Source organism: Sphingobacterium sp. SG20118, assembly GCF_044740685.1.
Classification (GTDB): domain Bacteria; phylum Bacteroidota; class Bacteroidia; order Sphingobacteriales; family Sphingobacteriaceae; genus Sphingobacterium.
Genome location: NZ_CP172826.1, coordinates 363357 through 384545 on the forward strand (window position 1 = coordinate 363357; position 21189 = coordinate 384545).

General features: G+C 37.7%; 12 protein-coding genes and 1 pseudogene. 6 read left to right on the top strand and 7 right to left on the bottom strand.

Annotation, left to right across the window (positions count from 1 at the left end; all coding sequences use genetic code 11):
- Window positions 1-134: 134 nt before the first annotated feature.
- Window positions 135-2501 (top strand): glycoside hydrolase family 3 N-terminal domain-containing protein, encoded by a 2367-nt coding sequence (locus ACFX5U_RS01800; protein ID WP_400262348.1) that lies wholly within the window; start codon window positions 135-137, stop codon window positions 2499-2501.
- A 134-nt stretch (window positions 2502-2635) separates the two neighbouring features.
- Here ACFX5U_RS01800 and ACFX5U_RS01805 read toward each other — a convergent pair whose 3' ends face one another.
- The 3 genes from ACFX5U_RS01805 to ACFX5U_RS01815 all read right to left on the bottom strand — a co-directional run bounded on the left by ACFX5U_RS01805 (window position 2636) and on the right by ACFX5U_RS01815 (window position 8853).
- The gene (locus ACFX5U_RS01805) at window positions 2636-4573 is read right to left on the bottom strand and encodes a SusD/RagB family nutrient-binding outer membrane lipoprotein (protein WP_400262349.1); all 1938 of its coding nucleotides are present in this window, start codon (window positions 4571-4573) and stop codon (window positions 2636-2638) included.
- A gap of 405 nt (window positions 4574-4978) precedes the next feature.
- Window positions 4979-7657 carry a SusC/RagA family TonB-linked outer membrane protein gene (locus ACFX5U_RS01810; RefSeq protein WP_400262350.1) on the bottom strand — a complete coding sequence of 893 codons (2679 nt, stop codon included), beginning with the start codon at window positions 7655-7657 and terminating at the stop codon, window positions 4979-4981.
- 155 nt (window positions 7658-7812) lie between these two features.
- Complete coding sequence (locus ACFX5U_RS01815; RefSeq protein ID WP_400262351.1) at window positions 7813-8853, bottom strand: ROK family protein; 1041 nt, start codon at window positions 8851-8853, stop codon at window positions 7813-7815.
- Between the two features lie 361 nt (window positions 8854-9214).
- Here ACFX5U_RS01815 and ACFX5U_RS01820 point away from each other — a divergent pair, with 361 nt between their 5' ends.
- The 3 genes and pseudogenes from ACFX5U_RS01820 to pnp all read left to right on the top strand — a co-directional run bounded on the left by ACFX5U_RS01820 (window position 9215) and on the right by pnp (window position 13399).
- Complete coding sequence (locus ACFX5U_RS01820; protein WP_400262352.1) at window positions 9215-10429, top strand: acyltransferase family protein; 1215 nt, start codon at window positions 9215-9217, stop codon at window positions 10427-10429.
- A gap of 232 nt (window positions 10430-10661) precedes the next feature.
- Complete coding sequence (gene rpsO, locus ACFX5U_RS01825) at window positions 10662-10940, top strand: 30S ribosomal protein S15 (RefSeq protein WP_038695787.1); 279 nt, start codon at window positions 10662-10664, stop codon at window positions 10938-10940.
- Between the two features lie 286 nt (window positions 10941-11226).
- Window positions 11227-13399 (top strand): annotated as a pseudogene (gene pnp, locus ACFX5U_RS01830) (polyribonucleotide nucleotidyltransferase).
- A gap of 100 nt (window positions 13400-13499) precedes the next feature.
- Here pnp and ACFX5U_RS01835 read toward each other — a convergent pair.
- From ACFX5U_RS01835 to ACFX5U_RS01845, 3 genes are all read right to left on the bottom strand, one after another.
- Complete coding sequence (locus ACFX5U_RS01835) at window positions 13500-13826, bottom strand: DUF493 domain-containing protein (protein ID WP_038695791.1); 327 nt, start codon at window positions 13824-13826, stop codon at window positions 13500-13502.
- A 60-nt stretch (window positions 13827-13886) separates the two neighbouring features.
- Entirely contained in the window at window positions 13887-15518 is a 1632-nt protein-coding gene (locus ACFX5U_RS01840) for a dihydroxyacetone kinase subunit DhaK (RefSeq protein ID WP_400262353.1), read from the bottom strand.
- A 127-nt stretch (window positions 15519-15645) separates the two neighbouring features.
- Window positions 15646-17928, bottom strand: coding sequence for a GH92 family glycosyl hydrolase (locus tag ACFX5U_RS01845; protein ID WP_400262354.1), 2283 nt, complete (start codon window positions 17926-17928; stop codon window positions 15646-15648).
- A 150-nt stretch (window positions 17929-18078) separates the two neighbouring features.
- Between ACFX5U_RS01845 and ACFX5U_RS01850 the strand changes: the two genes are divergently transcribed.
- Complete coding sequence (locus tag ACFX5U_RS01850) at window positions 18079-19080, top strand: LacI family DNA-binding transcriptional regulator (protein WP_038695797.1); 1002 nt, start codon at window positions 18079-18081, stop codon at window positions 19078-19080.
- Here ACFX5U_RS01850 and ACFX5U_RS01855 read toward each other — a convergent pair.
- Window positions 19070-19585, bottom strand: coding sequence for a methionine-R-sulfoxide reductase (locus tag ACFX5U_RS01855; protein ID WP_400262355.1), 516 nt, complete (start codon window positions 19583-19585; stop codon window positions 19070-19072). The two genes, ACFX5U_RS01850 and ACFX5U_RS01855, sit on opposite strands and share 11 nt — an antisense overlap.
- Window positions 19586-19901: 316 nt before the next feature.
- Between ACFX5U_RS01855 and ACFX5U_RS01860 the strand changes: the two genes are divergently transcribed.
- On the top strand, window positions 19902-21167 hold the full coding sequence (locus ACFX5U_RS01860) for a c-type cytochrome (protein WP_400262356.1): 1266 nt from the start codon (window positions 19902-19904) through the stop codon (window positions 21165-21167).
- Window positions 21168-21189 lie beyond the last annotated feature (22 nt).

The following is a 21189-nucleotide window of genomic DNA, read 5'->3' on the forward strand; positions in this document are numbered from 1 at the left end:
AAAAGGAAGATTTATTCTTCCTTTTTTTATCCCTATGTTTCTGGAAATATTAATTCCGAATTACGGATTTCTAATACTAAAGCTTTATTTTAGTGGTTTAGAAACCGACTACTTACCCTTTTATAAAATTATAAATGAAACTCAGCAGTATCTTTTTTGGTGGAATGCTATTCCTTACAAGCCCTAATCTACAAGCGCAGCAAATTCCGTATAAAAACAGTAAACTTCCGGTAGAAAATAGAGTTCAGGATCTATTGGGTAGGATGACAGTGGATGAAAAAGTGGGACAATTATCGAAATTGTTAGGATGGGAAATGTATGAGAAGGGACCTGCTGGTGTTGGGGTGAGTGCAAAACTTAAAAAAGCAGTCAAAGAACAGCATATTGGTTTGCTATGGGCAACCTTACGTGCTGATCCGTGGACACAGAAAACACTTTTAAATGGTCTAAGTCCTGTGGAGGCGGCTCGTGCTACAAATGCAATCCAACGGTATATGTTGGATAGTACGCGTTTGGGTATTCCTTTATTATTGTCGGAAGAAGCTCCCCATGGCCATATGGCTATCGGCGCAACAGTTTTTCCAACAGCTATCGGACAGGCGAGTACCTGGAATCCAGCATTAATAGAACAAATGGCTGGAACGATTGCAAAGGAGACTTATGCCGTTGGTGGTAAAAATGGTTACGGTCCTGTTTTAGATTTAGCTCGCGACCCCCGTTGGTCGCGTACCGAAGAGACTTATGGTGAAGATGCATATTTGATCGGGCAGATGGGAAAAGCGATGGTGAAGGGTTTCCAGGGTGATGGCTTAGGGAAAGAAGATAAGATTATTGGAACGCTTAAACATTTTGTTGCGTATGCAGTTCCTGAGGGGGGGCATAATGGTGAGGCTGTTTCCATTGGTGAAAGGGCTTTAAGACATCATTTTTTGTATCCTTTTGAACAAGCAGTAAAGGCAGGTGTTGGTTCGGTGATGACAGCTTATAATAGTATTGATGGTATTCCATGTTCGGCAAACCCTTGGCTTTTGAAGGATATATTGCGTAAGGAATGGGGTTTTAATGGTTTTGTCGTCTCTGACTTATTGAGTATATCGGGATTGAATGGTGGCCATGCTACGGCATCAAATGGTGCAGAAGCCGCTTCACAAAGTATACATGCCGGTCTTGATGTCGATTTGAGTGGTACAGGTTATGGCGCTAATTTATTGCAGGCTGTACAGGCTGGACTTGTGGAAAGTGCTGTGTTAGATACGGCCGTGGCTCGGGTATTACGGATGAAATTTAACTTGGGTTTGTTTGACCGTCCTTTTGTGGATGAAAAGCTTGTCTTGAAAAAAGTAGGTACTCAAGCTAATAGGGAAATGGCAAGAAAGGTTGCTCAGGAATCCATTGTGTTGCTGAAAAATGATGCGAATCTGCTGCCTTTAAAAAAGACAATCAAGCGCATCGCTGTTGTAGGTCCTAATGCGGATAATGTCTATAACCAATTGGGTGATTACACCGCTCCGCAGGCAGAGGCTAAGGTGAAGACGGTGCTCGATGGTATCCGTGCTGCGGTGGGAAAGGGTACTCAGATTGATTATGTAAAAGGTTGTGCGATAAGGGATACTTTACACAGTCATGTTCAAGAGGCGGTTGCTGCTGCTCAGTTGTCCGATGTTGTCGTGGTCGTATTAGGAGGTTCTAGTGCGCGTGATTTTAAGACTTCTTATCAAGCTACTGGTGCGGCTAACGTGGACATCAATGCCATCAGCGATATGGAGAGTGGTGAGGGCTTTGATCGTGTTTCTTTGGATATGATGGGAGATCAATTGAAATTATTAAAAGCATTGGAAAAAACGGGTAAGCCAATTGTATTGGTGACCATCATGGGGAGACCGTTGAATTTAAATTGGGCATCTGAACATATTCCTGCTATTGTCAATGCTTGGTACCCAGGACAGGAGGGGGGCTTGGCGATAGCAGATGTGCTTTTTGGAGACTATAACCCTGCAGGTCGTTTGCCAATTTCAATACCACGCTCCGTAGGACAATTGCCGGTACATTACAATCATAACAAACCGAAGCATCATGATTATGTAGAGATGACGGCTAAACCTTTGTATACTTTTGGTTATGGTTTGAGTTATAGTGCATTTGATTATTCAAGTCTTCATGTTGATTTGAAAGAAAACACTGATGATTTTATTTGTACAGTTTCTTTTGATGTGGAAAATAAAGGGTCGATGAGTGGCGATGAAGTCGCACAATTGTACGTTGTAGATGAGGTGAGTTCTGTCGTAACAGCTGTAAAACAATTAAAACGTTTTGAACGTAAGTCTATTGGAGTAGGGGAGCGTGTGCGTATCTCTTTTCAATTGACAAAAGAAGATTTGAAACTATGGGCTGTGGATAGCGTTTGGAAAACAGAGAAAGGAAAGTTCAAATTGCTTATCGGCGCTGGTTCGGATGATTTGCGATTGGAAGGTGTACTGGAATTGAAGAAAGATTATTTGTAGGGAAAACATAAAGAGAGCCACAGAAGTGGCTCTCTTTATGTGATTATTGAGTTTTCTATTCAATAGCTAAAATAAAAAACCGCTTCATAATTTCTTATGAAGCGGTTAGATTCAGTTTACTAAATCAAAATCTATTAATTCTGTTTAGCCCACCATAATGGAGTTAAGACAGCGTCAGTTCCACCAAGTAGTTCTTTTGCTTTGTCATAGCCATTCGGATCACTTTCTCTAAGCGAAGATGGGTATGGTATACGTTGTGGAAAAAACTTAATATTACTTGTTTTATAATTTCCACTATTAAGATCTGGTAAATTGGTTAAAGTATTTTCTATAGCAGGATTTTCAAAGAATGGTAAACCTAATCTTCGTTGATCGTTCCATGATTCTAATGGTAACCAAGGCATATTTGCAATATATTTTTGCGTGATGATTTTGGTCAGGATATCATTTTTTACAGATCCACTTTTGTAGAGGTTATTTACCGGATATTCGATATTTGCAGTTCCTGCAGTTCCTGTATAACCGTCAATGTATTTCATTGTATGCGAGCTGCCTGGCTCAGCAGTATGGCTGAATTTTGCCGAAGTACCAAGGCGGTTATAGCTTTCCGAAGCTAAATATTGGGTAGCAAATTGCTCTACTTTCCAATACTCGAAATTGGCTTTAACACCATTTTCATAAGCAGTTTGTGCAGAGGTTCCGGTATTCCATCCCCTAACAGCAGCTTCTGCCATCAAGAAATATGTTTCCCAGCTCGCGAAAAATATTCTCGAACTATTGCTTAATCTAAACTCTTTTGATAAGCCCGGTACTTTTCCTACTAACGTTGTTTTTGCTTTGTTTAAAGTTCCTTTTGCAGCCCAATCTCCGATTGCAAATGTATTCCAAGTGTATTTAGCATCTAACTTAATGTCATTGCTTTCATTGGCATCTTTGTCATCATCATCTTTTCCAATAACTAACTTGGTTGTTGTTGTGATTGCATCTGTCGTATACGAAGGGAAATTAGAAAAAGTAGAACCAGTTAAATCACCAGGTATAAAAAATGCTTTATATGCTCTTGGATCGATAGTGTTTGGTAATCCATCTAACCAATATCCTGCAGAAGGATCATTGGTCATTACAGAATAGTGATTCAAATATCTTTTACCGATATAATCGTTTTCTTTAATGGCACTTTGAAAAGCCGCTCCTAATTGGTCATTAGATTTTATTCCGCCCAATCCAATGTACATATTATTGAGTGTTGTGGATAATACCTGTGAATTCCATTCTCTGGACATGACACCAGCTAGATCATTCCATCCGTCAGCTTCTTTAACAGTAAAATTGTCTGCAGCAGTTGTAATCAAATTATTTGTGGCTATTGCTGCTTCGAACTCAGTTTTTGCTTTTGCAGGGTCAACTTCTGATAGACGCATCGCTAACCTTAAACGCATTGAGTTTGCATATTTTTGCCATTTAGCAAAATCAAACTTGTAAACACGGTCAAATTTCTCAATATCTCCCGGAATTTTTATTGCAGGATCTAATTTTTCACTGGCATCTTTAAGTTCGACCAACATGTATTCATAAACATCTTTAACCGAATTAAATTCCGGGTTGATACCTTGAAAAGCTTCAATTGGAAGCGGTCCGAATAAATCTGAGGCTTCACTCAATAGATATGCTCTCCAAATTCTTGATACCTGTATTAAGTTGTCGGTGTATTCTTTGCCAGCTCCTTTTGCTTTTTGTTCTTCTGCGACCTGAATTCCAGTATTGGTATTATTGAGCCATTTTGAAATTTGACTCCAATATACTCCAGACCATTCATCGTTATAAGAACCTCCTGAAATACCAGTTGTGAAATGCTGTCTAGCTGCAGTTTTCCAATACAATACGAATGATCTTTCAGCTACATCTGGATTCATCTGTGCTCCAGTAATTGAGCCATTTATGAAATATTCAATTTGCACCTGATCACCATTTGCTGCTGTAGGAGAGGTGTTTATTTCTTCGAATTTGCTACAAGAAGCGAAGCCTGTACTGATCAGTAGGGCTAAGCTGATTTTTGATATGATAGTTTTCATTATAGTAAGTTTTAAAAGCCTAATGTTACGTTAAAGAAATATGAACGTGATGTAGGGGTTGAGAAGTTTTCAAAGCCACTAGCGTTGCTACTAATTGAAAATACTGATTCTGGATCAACACCATTTCCATAACTTTTGATCATCCAAACATTATTTGCTGTAATGCCGATTTTCGCACGTTGTATAAAATTGCCCTTAAATAGTGTAGATGGTAATGAATAGGTTAAGTTAACATTTCGTAAACGGATGTTTGTAGCATCATAAATGTTCGCTTCTCCAATTCCTAAGTTTCCATTTTCAGCTATTGCTTTCCAATAACGCTGTGGAGAAACTTCTTTATTATTTTGCTCTAATTTGCCATTATTATTAAAAACACCATCTACGATAAAATTGTCTCTTTTACCGTCAATTACTGTGGCTGCTGCAGTTTCCGTTTCCTTGAAGTGCTACATTGGTTCCAGAGAAAAATTCTCCACCAAATCTTCCGTCGATTTGGAAATTGAATGCAAAGTTTTTATAATTAAAGGAGTTTGTCCAGCCAACTAGTGCTGTAGGAGATTGATTTCCTAGTTTTTCAATTTCAGATGTTGCTTGTGGTAAGCCATTTCCGTCCAATAAAAGCTGTCCCAGGTAAGGGCTTTTTTCATCTGTTACTCTCAAAAATTTTGTACCTAAGATATCGCCATATAGACTTCCTGTTACTGCACGTACGGCAACATTGTCAAAACCTCCTAGAGGGTAATAATCGCGGTCTGACGTTAGTGAAATGATTTTATTTTTGTTTTTAGAGAAGTTAACACTGGTATTCCATGATAAACCTTCTTTGTTATCTAGAATTGTACCATTCAACATGATTTCAATACCCTGATTTTGTATATTACCAGCGTTTACCATCTCAAAGCTATACCCACTCATTGGATTCATCGGTAATGCAATAAGTTGGTTTGTTGCATTTGTTTTATACCAAGAGAAATCGAATCCTAAGCGGCTATTGAACATTCTTAATTCAAAACCTGCTTCTACTGTTTTGATTAACTCACTGACAATATTTGGATTGTATTTGGTGTTGTCTCGATTTGCAACTGTATTTCCATCAGGATCTTTTCCAGTACTATAGACATTGAATAATTTATACGAACGTAAATCATTTCCTACAGCAGCGTATGAAGCCCTTAATTTCGTGAAATTTAACCATGAAGGCATTGTACCACCATTCTTCGATATCATTTCAGATAAAATAAGTGATGTACTTATTGATGGGTAAAAGAAGGAACGGTTCTCCTCAAGTAACGCTGAGGACCAGTCATTTCTTCCTGTCAGGTTAATAAACCAAAAGTTATCATAATCAATTTCGGCAGTAGCATAAAGTGAATTGATTTGTTTTCTATAGAAGGTTTCATCAACTGAAGGATTGTTTTTACCATTGTTGATGGTGAAAATATCAGGTACTTGTAAGTCTCCAGCATTTGCACTCAACCCAGTTTCTTTGGTGTTCATTATTTGTCCAAAAAGGGATGCTGATCCTCCCCATTTGCCTACCAAATCATCCTTTCTTGCATTCAAAGCAATGGTGTAATTGTTTTCAAAGAAAGTATTTTTTCCTAGCGAATATCGACCTGTTGTTGCTAAAGGACTTCCTGAATAGATTCTATCATTGTAATTCGTTGAATAACGATCCGACCCAACTCTACCTTCTACATCTAACCAATCAGTTAGGACATACTTGATGTTTGCATTCATGATGTAACGATCACGAACATCCTGATTGAGTCTATATTTAGCTAACCAATATGGATTTGTTGAATTTGATGTACCATACCAGTTCATCTTACCATCTTCATTGATTGGGTTTTTGAAATCCAAAATATTCAAATCTCTGGGCATTCTAAACAAAGTCGAATATACGTTTGACGAGTTTTGACCTGCTTGTGGGCGATTTAAAGCTTCGGTGTTCATATATTGAACTTTGACATCAGTAATCCACCGCTTATTCGGACCAAATGTCGTATTGACTTTAGATAGTAGGTTTATTCTTCTAAATGTTGAGCCAGGGATTTTACTATCATCATTCAAATAGGTTGCCGAAGTATATACATTTGTGTTTTCTCCTATTTGTTGTTGAAACGAAAGATTTTGAGTGTGGTTGATACCAGTTTTAAAAAAATTGCCGATATTATCATAGGCAGTCTCAATTTCTGGGCCCCAATTTTCAGTGCTCGTTTTCTCACCTACCCCATCCTTTCCCTGACCAAAATTATTTTGGATCTCTGGGGTCATAAAAATGGATTCTAGACCAAGTGTAGAAGAAAAGGTGATTCCTGTTCCTTTTTGCAGCTTACCAGATTTCGTAGTAATAACAATTGCTCCATTTCCTGCTCTTGAACCATAAATGGCAGATGCTGCTCCAGATTTTAAAACAGACATGCTTTCAATGTCTTCTGGGTTGATATCACCAAGTCCACTCCCCATATCTAATGAGGGATTCCAATAATCATTATTTTTTGCTCCAATGAAGTTGTTAACCGGTACACCATCGACAATAATTAATGGTTGATTATCTCCTGTTAGTGAGTTATTTCCTCTTAATGTTAATTTGGTGGAGGATGCAGGGCCGTTTGACCCTTTAATAACTTGTAAACCAGATACTTTTCCGACTAAGGCATTCGCAATATTATTTTCTTTAGTTTCTAATAATTGCTCTGACTTTACTTCTTGAAAAGAATATCCAAGTGCTTTTTTCTCACGTTTTATTCCCATAGCGGTTACCACCACTTCACCCAAAGCTTCCGAATCTTGTACTAAGGAAACATTAATCGTTTTAGTTGAACCGACTACAATTTCTGTTGCTTTATAACCAATGTTTGAAAATCGCAGTGTTTCGCCTGCTGCTGCTTGGATGGTAAATGTACCATTTGCGCTTGTTTGTGTTCCGCGCGCTGTACCTTTTACGGATACGGTAACGCCAGAAACTGGGCCTGTAGCATCTGTTACCGTTCCAGTAATAGTTTGCTGTGCGAATAAGGATGATGCACTAAATAGGGTGCATAATGCCAAACCTGCACTTTTTTTGTAGAAATAACTCATAATAAGTGATTTATAAGTGTGATTAGTTAGCTTTTATTAGGGTTTGTGTTAAGTTTTCTATGACGAAGGCGGCAGTGCCTAAGCTCTGTGCCTGCTTATTTGTATTTGATATTTTTAATTCTGTTGCTTGAGCTAGTCTTGGTATGCAAAATTCATTAATAGCTGTTTGTATCTGGGGCATGAGTATAGTTTCCTGCCTTGGCTCCTCTTCCACTAATGATTATTGCTTCTGGATTGAGGATGTGAATTAATGTTGCAATACCTTTTCCGAGCATATAACCAATTTTCCCTAGGCTGGCTACGGCAAGTTGATCGCCATTGATAGCACTTTCCAATAGTGCATCTCCTTGAGCTAAAAGATTATTATGTTGTTCGGATTCTAAACTTGACTTTTCTCCTGAATTTAATGCAGCTTGGACATTTTTTACTGCAGCGGTTAATGATGCTTCGACTTCTAAACAACCTTTTTTTCCGCACGAACATAATTCATTACTGTCACTAAGCGGAATATGGCTAAATTCTCCGGCGTAACCGCTCGATCCTTTAAATATCTGATCGTTTACAATCATACCTAGGCCTACTCCCCAATTTAAATTGATGACTAATGAGTTTTTTATATTTTTAGCCGCACCAAATTTTTGTTCTGAAAAGGCGATGCAGGTAGAATCGTTTTCAATAATAGTCGGTATTTTGAAGTGTTCGGAGATATGTTTTTTGATATGGTGTAATTTAGATTGTTTATTAAACGAATCATTGATTCCTTTTTCTGTGTCAACGAAGCCAGGCATACTGATGCCGATACCTAAAAAATTTGCTTCAGGGATTTTGGATGAAGCTATTACTTCTTCTGTTGCATTGATGATAATTTCTAAAGCTTTATTATTTTTTAGTGGATTATATAAATCCACATTTTCTGAAACACTATTGTTTTCTAAATCAAAAATGTAAATAGACGTGTAATATTGATCCAGAGCTATGACTAATGTATAGATAGGGAGTTTGTTGTTAAGTTTAAATTGGATTGCTCTTCTTCCTCCTGTAGACACAGCGAGGTCATTGCCTTCAATTAAATCCATTTCTAATAATGAATTTATCGACTTTGTAATGACTGGTATGCTTTTGTTAAAAACCTTACTCAGTTGGGCAATCGATTGCAATTTTTGAAAGTATATAGCTTTAATAATTTGACTATTCATAACTGGATTGGTTTTCCGTTAAGACAAAGTTATGATAATATTTCTAAAAGATGAAATACTTTTTATTTTTTTTTAAGAAGTATGAATTGTTATTGCTTAAAATTATTATTAGGAATGGTGTTAGTTTCAATTATGAAATTAAAATCTTGATAGATTTAAAATGTTTTAGGTTTTATTTTTACTTTTTTGGAATAAGATAATATTTGTTAAACTTCAAAAGTTTATTGGAACACAATTAATGGAATATCGGCATTGTTTGTGCTATTTGTTATTTGTTTGGAGTAATCGAACGATTTTGATTGGTGAAAACGGTCTATTTTCTGCCCTAAAAACAATATCTTTGGTTCAAATAAACTATTTTATGAAACAACGTTATTATTCACTTGACGTATTTCGCGGTGCTACAGTTGCGCTGATGATTATGGTCAATAATCCGGGGACATGGTCGCATATGTTCGCACCCTTAAAGCATGCAGGATGGCATGGCTGCTCACCAACAGATCTGGTTTTCCCCTTTTTCTTATTTGCAGTAGGTAATGCGATGTCATTTGTTATCCCACGCTTGCAAGAGTCGGGTGATGCCATCTTCTGGAAAAAAGTAATCAAGCGTACTGTTCTGATTTTTGCCATAGGTTTATTTCTGAATTGGGCACCTTTTGTCCAATGGAATGGCGATACTCTGGGATTGAAACATTGGGTGAATCCGGATAATGCTGAAAAAGGTATTCGAATCTTTGGTGTTTTGCAGCGTATTGCTTTGGCATATTGTTTTGCTTCGGTTTTAGCTTATTATTTTAAAGAGAAAACGCTCATTTGGATTTCTGCGCTTATCTTGTTGGTCTATTGGGGTATTTGTGCTTTTGCTGGTCAAGCGGGAGATCCATATAGTTTAGCGGGCTGGTTTGGTACAGCAATCGATATTAAGATTTTGGGTATAGCCCACGTTTATAAAGGTGAGGGTGTCCCTTTTGATCCTGAAGGATTGATGAGTACATTGCCTACTATTGTACAGGTCGTATTTGGTTATTTAGCCGGTACGTTTATCAAGAAACATGGACAGGTAGATTGGCTATGGTCTAAAGTTCCAGAGAGTAAAGAACCCCATTTTAAATTGCTTTCGGGCTTATTTGTTACCGGATTTATTTTGGTGGTATTGGGATGGGTTTGGTCCTTGGGCTTTCCAATCAATAAGAAAATATGGTCAAGTTCCTATGTGTTGTATACAACAGGACTTGGTATGATGACAATTGGTGGTATGATTTGGTTTATCGAAGTGCAGGGAGTGAAAAATGGTGTTACTAAATTTTTTGATGTATTTGGTAAGAACCCCTTATTTATCTTTGTATTGAGTGGTGTCTTACCGCGTTTAGTCGGGCTTATTCGAATACCAAATGGGGTAGGGGAAGAGGGGCAGCAAGTGTATACCAATGCATTTACCTGGTTTTATACGACAATTTGTAAGCCTTTACCGGGGCCTCCTGAAGTGGGTTCGTTCTTTTATTCCCTATGTTTTTTAGCATTCATGTGGCTGATCTGTTTTTACTTGGATAAAAAGAAAATCTATGTAAAAGTCTAGCTCTATACTTAGTTAAGTATGCTATGCAATTGCTACACTGTTGTCATACGGCAAAGTAGCGCTGCGTATAAGTGATAAGCCAATGATTGGTAGATCTGCACACAAGCGTCTATGCCTTGATAGTGAGGGTATACCTGAATTTTAATCTGCATTAATTTTTGTGGGTTAAAGTTTATTGCTACCTTTGCAGTCAATTAACAAAAATTTTTAACGCTTTAATATTATTTCAGAGATGTATTTAAGTAAAGAGTACAAAGCAGATATCTTCGCGGAATTTGCAGGTTCGGCAACGAACACAGGTTCTACAGAAGGACAAGTAGCTTTATTCACTAAGAGAATTGCTCACTTAACTGAGCATTTGAAAAAAAACAGAAAAGATTTTAACACACAACGTGCCCTACAAATGTTAGTAGGTAAACGTCGTTCATTATTAGCTTACCTGTTCAAAACTGATATCAACCGTTACCGTGCGATCATTAAAGGTCTAGGTTTACGTGATATCATCAAATAAGCTTTTAGTATAAAACTTTAGAAAAGCCGTCTCCTTCGAGATGGCTTTTTTTTGTTCCCCTGTTTTTTGAAATGTTGTTTTTAACTGCTCAATGTCGCGCTAAAATAATCTGCTATGGTGGAGGAGATAATGTTAAGTTGCTTTGACATGCAATTATAGTAGTATATAAAAGCAAGTTATCTAAGTTTGATTCTGAAAATTTTACCTTATCTTTGCGATGAAATTAAATAGTTTTAATAATAGGTATGCCGCCAAAAGATGAAAAGCATATCGCAAATAACAACGAATGAGTTATAACGAAATCAAAACAGTAATTGATATGGGCAATGGCTCCCAGATCGAGCTTTCTACTGGTAAATTGGCTAAACAGGCTGATGGTGCAGTAGTTTTAAAACAAGGTGATACGATGATTCTTGCGACGGTAGTTTCTGCTAAAGAAGCGAAATCTGGAGTTGACTTTTTACCTTTGTCAGTAGATTACCAAGAAAAATATGCGGCTACAGGTCGTATTCCTGGTGGTTTCTTACGTCGTGAAGCACGTTTGTCAGATTACGAGATTTTAATTTCTCGTTTGGTTGATAGAGCTTTACGTCCTTTATTCCCTGAAAATTATCACGCAGATACACAAGTGATGATCTCTTTGATCTCTGCAGATAAAGATATTATGCCAGATGCATTAGCTGGTTTAGCAGCTTCTGCTGCTATTGCAGTGTCTGATATTCCTTTCAATGGTCCTATTTCAGAAGTTCGCGTAGCGAAAATCGATGGACAATTGGTGATCAATCCAAAAATGTCTGAATTAGAAAGAGCAACTTTAGAATTCATCGTTGCTGGTTCTGCTCAAGATATTGGTATGGTTGAGGGTGAATGTAGCGAAATTTCTGAGGCTGAAATGGTAGAAGCAATTGCTTTTGCGCATGAAGCGATCAAAAAACAAGTTGCTGCTCAAGTTGAATTGGCTAACTTAGTTGGTAAGAAAGTAAAACGTGAGTATAACCACGAACCTACAAATGATACGTTGAGAGCTGAAATCTTCAGCGCAACTTACGATAAAGTATATGCAGTTGCTGCTTCAGCGTCTGCTAAGCATGATCGTTCTGAAGCTTTCGCGAAGATTGCTGACGAATTCAGAGCTACTCTTCCTGAAGAATTGGATGAGGATACTAAATTCTTATTCAAAAAATACTTTCACGATGTACAATATGATGCCGTTCGTAATTTAGTACTGGATGAAGGAAAACGTCTTGACGGTCGTGATGTACGTACAGTACGTCCTATCTGGTCAGAAGTAAATTACTTACCAGCAGCTCACGGTTTCAGCAGTATTTACACGTGGTGAAACACAAGCATTGACTTCGGTAACTTTAGGTGCTAAAGATGCAGAACAAATGATTGATGGTGCATTCATCAACGGTTATAATAAATTTATCCTTCACTATAACTTCCCGGCATTCTCTACAGGTGAAACTAGACCAAATAGAGGTCCAGGCCGTCGTGAAGTAGGTCACGGAAACTTGGCACTACGTTCATTGAGACAAGTATTGCCTCCAGTAGCGGAGAATCCTTACACCATCCGTGTTGTTTCTGATATCTTAGAATCTAATGGTTCTTCTTCAATGGCAACAGTTTGTGCTGGTACATTGGCATTATTAGACGCAGGTATTAAATTGAAAGCGCCAGTTTCTGGTATTGCTATGGGTTTAATCTCGGATGAGAAAACAGGTAAATATGCGATTCTTTCGGATATCTTAGGTGATGAAGATCACTTAGGTGATATGGACTTTAAAGTAACAGGTACTGAAAAAGGTATCGTTGCTTGTCAAATGGACTTAAAGATCAATGGATTGAAATGGGAAGTATTAACACAGGCGTTGGATCAAGCGAAAGAGGCTCGTCTTCATATCTTAGGTGAGATGAAGAAAACGATTGCTGCTCCTCGTGAAGATTACAAACCACATGCTCCTCGTATCGTTCAGATCATCATCGATAAAGAATTTATTGGTGCGATTATTGGCCCCGGTGGTAAAATCATCCAAGAAATGCAACGTGAAACTGGCGCTACTATCTCTATTGAAGAGGTAGATGGTAAAGGTATCGTTCAGATCTTTGCTGATAATAAAGCGGCAATTGATGATGCGAGTACACGTATTAAGAATATCGCTGCTAAACCTGAGGTTGGAGCTACTTACGAAGGTAAGGTGAAGTCTATCATGCCTTTTGGTGCTTTCGTTGAAATCATGCCAGGAAAAGATGGTTTATTGCACATCTCTGAAATTGATTGGAAACGTTTTGAAACCATGGATGGTATCTTTACAGAAGGTGATCAAGTAACGGTTAAGTTATTGGATATCGACAAGCAAGGTAAATTGAAACTTTCTCGTAAAGCTTTATTACCTCGTCCTCCTCGTGAAGACAAACCAGCTGATGAAGCTCCAAAAAATGATGCTCCTAAAGCGTAAGTTATAAAAACTTAAATATTAAAAAAGCTCACTGAAAAGTGAGCTTTTTTTGTTGACAAAAAAAAACAGGCTGTCTTATTGACAGCCTGTTTTCGTCTTATTATAACATAATAACAGATTCTATTTTCGATACTTCTTTGTAATAATCAATTACTTCATCTGCATTGTTCACAAAAGTCTCAACCGTGATGGATTTGTATTTACCACCAGATGATTCTTTTTCAGCGTATTTGGTACTAGCATGTGTAAATACCTGCTTTACTTGCGCTATTTTTTCCAAATCGGCTTTTACAATGAATTTGAATTTGTACAAGGATGGAAATTTTTCTACAGCAATTAATTTTTCTCTGAAATTGGTGTAGAAGTCTTTATTGTTATCTCCGTCTTGGATATCTTCTATGTTGATGTTGTTGTTCAATTCTGACATTTTTAATCTCCTTATTTTAGCCTAACTAATACAATAATTGTACCTTGGCTTTTTTGGTGTCTATTTGGCAGTTTTTAGTGCTAATTGTTCAAATATACGTGCTACAATTTCAGCTCCTGGATCTACGATATTTTTCAAAGTCTCTTCATTTAAATACGATGACCTTCCGAAATTTGTTTTGGTGATTTTCTTAGTGCTTTCAGCACCCTGTCTGGCAGCGTCAGCAATTTGTGTTAAATCTTTTTTGTCAGATATTGCTTTGAAAGCTGGACTTAAAGCATCTATCATCGTACGGGCACCCTCTTTCGCTCCTCCGTATGCCATCATTTGATCTAAACCCGCTGATAGAGCTGTTCCTAAATTTTGGTTTACTGAATATGCTTCTGCTGCTTTTGTAAACATGATGGAAAGTAATACTCCAGATGATCCTCCTGCATCACGAGCCGTTAATCGACCTATAGTTGCAAGTAAAGCTTGAATGTCATCGTAGGGAAGTTGTTGCGCGTAACGTGTAATTTGGTTTCCTATAATAGCAAAAGTGGAACCTGCATCGCCATCACCTACTAATTGATCAATAGCATTCAATTCTGTTTCAGATTTAATCAATAGCGCTGTAATTTCTTTAATAATTATTTCATTTTTTGCATTTGAAGAGGCTTTTGATTGTATTATTTTTGGTAAATCTGGAACCTCCATGTAGTCAGGTTTTCTGATTTGTTGTAATTGAAACCAGTTACTATTTGAATCTGCTGCTAACGCTTCTAATACAGCAGGTGTTTCTTTTATAAGTGTAATGGAAATACCTTTCATATTGAGTGCTGTCATGAAAGTATGTGGGCCTAGGATATGGTTGACAACTGGCTGTAAATCTTTTTGGTGTAATAATGAATTAAGAATTACAGAAAGTTCTAAAGAAGTTACCGTTCCTAGATTGTTCAGTAATAGCGTATATTTTGAATCCGTAGTGAGGTAGGGGATTAATAGATCGACGGCTTCTTTTAATAAATTATCTGCTGTTGAGTAAGGAATGGTTTTAATGCCAGGCTCACCATGAATACCTAGTCCTAATTCAGCTTGATCTTCATGAAGACGTTCAGGTGCTTGTTGATCAAATTTTTGACAAGAGGTTAATGATAACCCAATAGTGAACGTATCATTTAATGCCTCTTCAACGATTTGTTTAATTTCGAATAGGGATTTTCCTTTTTCAGCATAATAGCCTGCGATTTTGTGAGCAAGAATAGTACCTGCCAAGCCACGTCTTTTTCCAGATGTTCCAAGTGCAATATCATCTCCTACAATGACCATTTCTACCTGGTATCCTAAAGCTTTTGCCTGTTCTGCTGCTAAGCCGAAATTTAATCGGTCACCTGTGTAATTTTTGATAATCAAAAGACAACCAGATTCTCCGGTTGTGCTGATAATGGCCGTGAGTACGGCGTCAACAGAGGGGCTCGCGAAAACCTCTCCACAAACGGCGGCTGTCAATAGTCCTTTTCCAACAAAACCAACATGCGCTGGTTCGTGACCAGATCCTCCACCAGAAATAAGCGATACTTTTTTCTTATCCCAATCTGAACGAATGACGACATTGACTTCGTCTGATTTGATTCTTTTTAAGGGCTGGTGTAAAAGAGATACCTGCAAAGCTTCTTGGAGGATATCTTTGGGATTATTGATGAAAAATTTCATTCCTTATGAATTTTAGTTACTTTCGATTATTCAAATGAAAGCTGATTTTATTATAAAGTGTCAAAATTAAAGAAATAAATCGTTTAAAAACAAAAAAGACAGCTTTTAGCTGTCTTTTTATTCCTTCCTAGTTATTGACTGAGACGGGCCTATCTTGTACTCCTTTTCCCCAGTTCTTGTTTGGTGTACTGCTCATCTCAATTTCAATCGTTCCTCCTTTTAAGATGTCTTCATAGGTGATGTATGATTTTGAGTAAGCGCTACCATTACGTTTGATGTTTTTAATATAGCTGTTCTCTTTAGCTTGGTTTTTAACCACTATGTTCAATTGTTTTCCGTTTGGAAGACTCATAGTCGCTTTCTCCATCAAAGGAGAGCCAAAGACGTATATACCGCTAATAGGGTTTAACGGATACATACCCATGGCAGAGAATACATACCAAGCACTCATCTGTCCTGCGTCATCATTACCACATAGTCCATTTGGTTTGCTCGTGTAGAACTCTGTCATGGCTTTACGGACAAGCGCTGAGCCTTTCCAAGGTTCTCCTGCGTAAGCATATAGATAAGGAACATGGTGATTCGGCTCATTTCCTTGTGCGTACTGACCGATAAGGCCGGTGATATCATTCGATGCTTCGTCGCCCAAATCGGATGACATGGTTGTGAATTCATCTAATTTCTTTAAGAAGTTTTTGTCTCCTCCAAAGAGGTTGATCAAACCCTTAACATCTTGAGGCACCAACCAAGTATATTGCCAAGCATTCCCTTCACAATAATCATTTTCACGGTGTTTGGCCATCAAAGCATTGAAGGGTCTCCTGAACTCACCTGTTGCTTTTCTTCCAACAAAGTGACCGACTTCTTTGTCGAAATATTGTTCATATAGTTTATATCTCTTTTGGAAGTAAATAGCATCTTCTTTTTTACCAAGTTTCTCTGCCATTTTGAATGCACTGTAATCTGCAATAGCATATTCCAATGCCCATGCTACAGATTCGTGATCCATGCTGTCTATAGGGATATACGTTAGATCACGAACGAATTTCAAACCATTGTCATAGCCCATTGCAGTTGTTTTGACTGCTTCCCAAGCCAATTCATAGTCTTTTTCATCCAAGATTCCTTTTATGACTGCATCAGCAACTACTGGTATAGCCGGTAGGCCTACCATCGTATTGGTTTCGTTGCCTTGTAAGTGCCATACGGGTAGTTTGCCCTGTTGCTGATAGATGGCCAACATGGTTTTAATAAAATCTTGATTGATCTTACGATCTTCTAATAAATTCATCAATGGATGTAGTCCACGGTAGGTATCCCATAATGAAAAAACGGTGTGATTCGTGAAATCTTGCTTCTCGTATACTTGTTTATCTGTGCCTAAGTAATCGCCATTTGCATCGTTGAAAATTGTTGGAGCAAAATAGGTATGATAGAGTGCGGTGTAGAATATCGTTTTGGTATCTGCGTCTCCTTCAAATTGGATTTTATTCAGCGTGCTATTCCATTTGTCGTTTGCTTGTTTTTTCGTTTGCGCAAAATTCCAAGTAGGAATTTCTACTTGTATGTTTTCTAACGCATTTGTTGTGCTCACTGCTGAAATACCTACTTTCACTTCGATGGTTTTATTTTTGATTGCATCAAAAAACAAAGCCGCTTTAATGGCTTGGCCTTTTACTGTGGAAGAACCAAACTTTTGATCGTTATCATCGTAGAATTGTACCTTTTGGATTGGAACTGATGTTCTTAATGCAAAATATACTTTTTGATCGCTTGCCCATCCTGAAGAAAAGCGGTAGCCAACAAAGGTGCTATCGTTGATTTGCTTGATATAAGAGTCTGTTGTCTTATCCCAATTCATCTTAAAGGAGAGGTCAATGAATAGGTGGGCATTGTCCGATTTATTGTAGACATATTGATGGTAACCTACACGTTCGGTGGCGGTCAGATTAGCCTGTACTTGGTAATCGTCCAATTGTACGCTGTAGAATCCCGGTTGGGCAATTTCATTTTCTTTTTTAAAGCTAGATCCGTAGCCTGTATCCATCTTATTGAATTCTGCCGGCTTCAATTGTACTTTTCCGTTTGCTGGTACAATCATGATATCATTGAGGTCACCGATTCCTGTTCCGCTCAGATGTGTATGTGTAAATCCTAATATTTCTTTGCTTTTGTAATTGTATCCACTGCACCAATCCCAACCATTGAATTGGTCCCAGGTTTGGGCGATTTGTGATGGTCCCAATTGTACTGCTCCTAGTGGAACATTGGCGCCTACGAATACATGGCCATGATCTTCGGAACCTATTAATGGGTTGACGTAAGGTGTCAAATTTTGTTGTGCTACTAGACTTAAGGGTGATAATGCAAGAATGCTGAATAAAAATTTATTGTAATTCAATCGAATCATAAGTAATTAATTTGGTCTCATTTAAGGGCGAAATATAGTATTTTTTTTGTTTAATAAAACCTTTTAGCTTAAATATTTTTAGATTATATGGCATTAATTATATAATTTTTTTTAGTTTAGTAACTGATAAATCTAAAAATATTATACTTAATGAAGAAAAGAATTTTGATTAGTGACATCGCTAAAGCTTTAGGGGTTTCGGTTACGACAGTATCTTTTATATTGAATGATAAAGCCAAAGAAAAGCGGATCAGTGAGTCATTGACAAAGCGTGTTCTTGATTATGTGAAAAAAGTGGGTTATAAACCCAATGAACTAGCCAAGAGTTTGCGTACAGGTAAGACGAAAATTATCGGATTAATTATTGAGGATATTTCAAATCCATTTTTTAGTAATATAGCGCGCTTGATCGAGACGAAGGTCTATGAGCAGGGTTATCGGATTATTTATTGTAGTACGAATAACGATACTGAGAAGACGAAGGAGTTGATTGGTATGTTCAATGATAGACAGGTGGATGGTTTTATCATTACGCCTTCTGAGGGTATAGAGGATACGATTTCAAATTTATTGCAAGCAAACGTGCCTGTGGTTTTATTTGATCGTTACTTGCCAGAAGTGGAGACTGACTATGTGATCGCGGATAACTTTCAAGGTTCGTTTGATGCCACTGTTCATTTTAATGAACAGGGATATAAGCGTATTGGTCTGGTTTCACTATATTCGAATCAAACGCAGATGCGTGACCGATTGGATGGGTACATGAAGGCTATGGATCAATTTAAGAAGCAGGCGTATATTAAAAAGATCCAACTGGATGTTTCGGAGGAGGAGGCTATGGATGAGCTGCATGAGTTTGTGGTAGACAATCGGTTGGATGCCGTCTTATTTGCGACCAACTATCTGGCCATTACCGGTCTTAAATCGGGTAAGAGAAATGAATACAAATTGCCTGCATTGATTGCATTTGATGATCATACGCTTTTCAAATTGCATGAGCCTGCTATTACGGTTGTTTCTCAACCTATTGAAGAGATTGCAAATCAGATCATCAATATCTTACTTTTAAAATTACAAGGTAAAGCCAAGTCTATTAAATGCTTGACCTTACCCTGTGAGTTGAAAATACGCGAATCTTCTATTATGAAGTAGATTCGGACGTATCTGCGACAAATTTCATAGCGATGGAATTAACGCAATGACGCATGTTTTTATCGGTTAATCTTTCACCGGTAAAAACATGGCCTAAATGTGCACCGCAAGTATTGCACAGGATTTCTGTTCTTCTTCCATCGGCATCCGTTTCTTTTCGAATGGCACCTTTGATTTCATCGTCAAAACTTGGCCATCCGCATTGCGAATCAAATTTGTCTTCCGATCGGTAAAGGGCGGAGTTGCATCTTTTGCATACGTATGTTCCTTTGGTTTTGTTATCTAATAAAGTTCCTGTGTAAGGACGTTCTGTTCCTTTGTGAAGAATGACATGTTCTTCTTCGGGTGTTAATGCATTGTATTTTTTTGAATCTTCCATTGTATTAAAGATTAATGTCTGTATTAGGCGATATGGAGCTCTTGGGACGCATCTAGTCGTCAAAAAACCAAGCCCTATAAAATTAGCAATTTTTTCATGATAATCTATAGCTGTAAAGTTACACATCTGTAATCAATTCTTTGTCAACATACTGTTATGAAGAAAGCTGAAGTGGGTGGGCTGTATTTTTTTATGTCATCTTTAAGTCTTAAATTTGACGTTTATCGATTTCTGCCTCGAAGTACAAGAGGTGGTTTGTTCCCGCTCAATATAGTTGTTTTAATTTATTTAGAACGATTATAAATTGATAAATTACGTCACAAAATTGTCAGGGATTTATTAATAAGTTATACTTTTGTGGCATTAATAGGCAGGGGTATGTTCTGTCTAGAATGGTGTTTAAATTTTTATATTCACAAATAAATAGTATAAAGTGCTAAATATGAGAAATGTCTCATCCGTTTTGGGAAAACTTGCGAGGATAGTGTCAATGAGTTTGGCGCTATTATTTGCCGTTACGACGTTGCGTGCGCAAGATGTCAAGGAAGGTGAAAAAATCTTCAAATCTAAATGTGCAAGCTGTCACGCTATTGGTCAGAAGCGTGTTGGTCCTGCTTTAAAGGGTATTACCGATACAAAATCTGAAGAATGGTTGATTAAATGGGTTCAAAACTCAGCGGCTTTAATTAAATCTGGAGATCCAGATGCTGTTGCAATCTTTGAGGAGTACAACAAGTCTGTAATGACAAACTTTACAGATATGCCAGATGAACAAGTGAAATCTGTGTTGGCTTATATCAAAGATGAATCTACAGAGAAGCCTAAAGAAGGTGCTGCTGCTGGTGGTGGAGCTGCGAAAGATGACAATGCTAACTTATTTATGATCTTCGGATTGGTAGGTGTAGTTATTTTGGCTATTGTTGTTATCGTAGTTTTAAACAGAGTAATCCGTACCTTAGAAAAAGTAATCGCTACTAATCAAGCTGCTATAGAGGCAGAAGAGGAGCCAAAAACGAGCAAGAAATTCCTTTCTTTCGCTCAAGGTTTTATTAAAAACAAAAAGTTAGTTGGTTTTGCTGTATTGATGTTGGTTGCTTTATTAGGTGTTGGTGGTTGGAAAACGATGTGGAACGTAGGTGTTCATACAGGTTATCAACCGGTTCAGCCCATTAAGTTCTCTCACCAATTGCATGCTGGTGTAAACAAGATTGAATGTCAATATTGTCATGGTGGCGCTTTTAAATCTAAAAATGCCTCTATTCCTTCTGCAAATGTTTGTATGAACTGTCACAATACAATAACCGGTTCTGAGCATTATGATGGTGAGATTTCACCAGAAATTGCGAAAATCTACCGTGCGTTGGATTGGAATCCTGAGACACGTGCCTATGGTAATAATCCTAAGCCGATTCAGTGGGTTCGTATCCATAATTTACCAGATTTTGCTTACTTTAATCACTCTCAACACGTTACAGTGGCAGGAGTGGAGTGTCAAACATGTCACGGCCCTATAGAAACAATGGAAGAAGTATATCAATACTCTCCTTTGACGATGAAGTGGTGTGTGGATTGTCACCAAACTACAGATGTGAAGTCAGATAACAAATACTACGAAGATTTAATCAAGGCGCATGAAAGCATCAAAAAAGGTGAGAAAATGACAGCGGCTATGATCGGTGGTCTTGAGTGTGGTAAATGTCACTATTAATAATTATTCAGAAATACGCAAT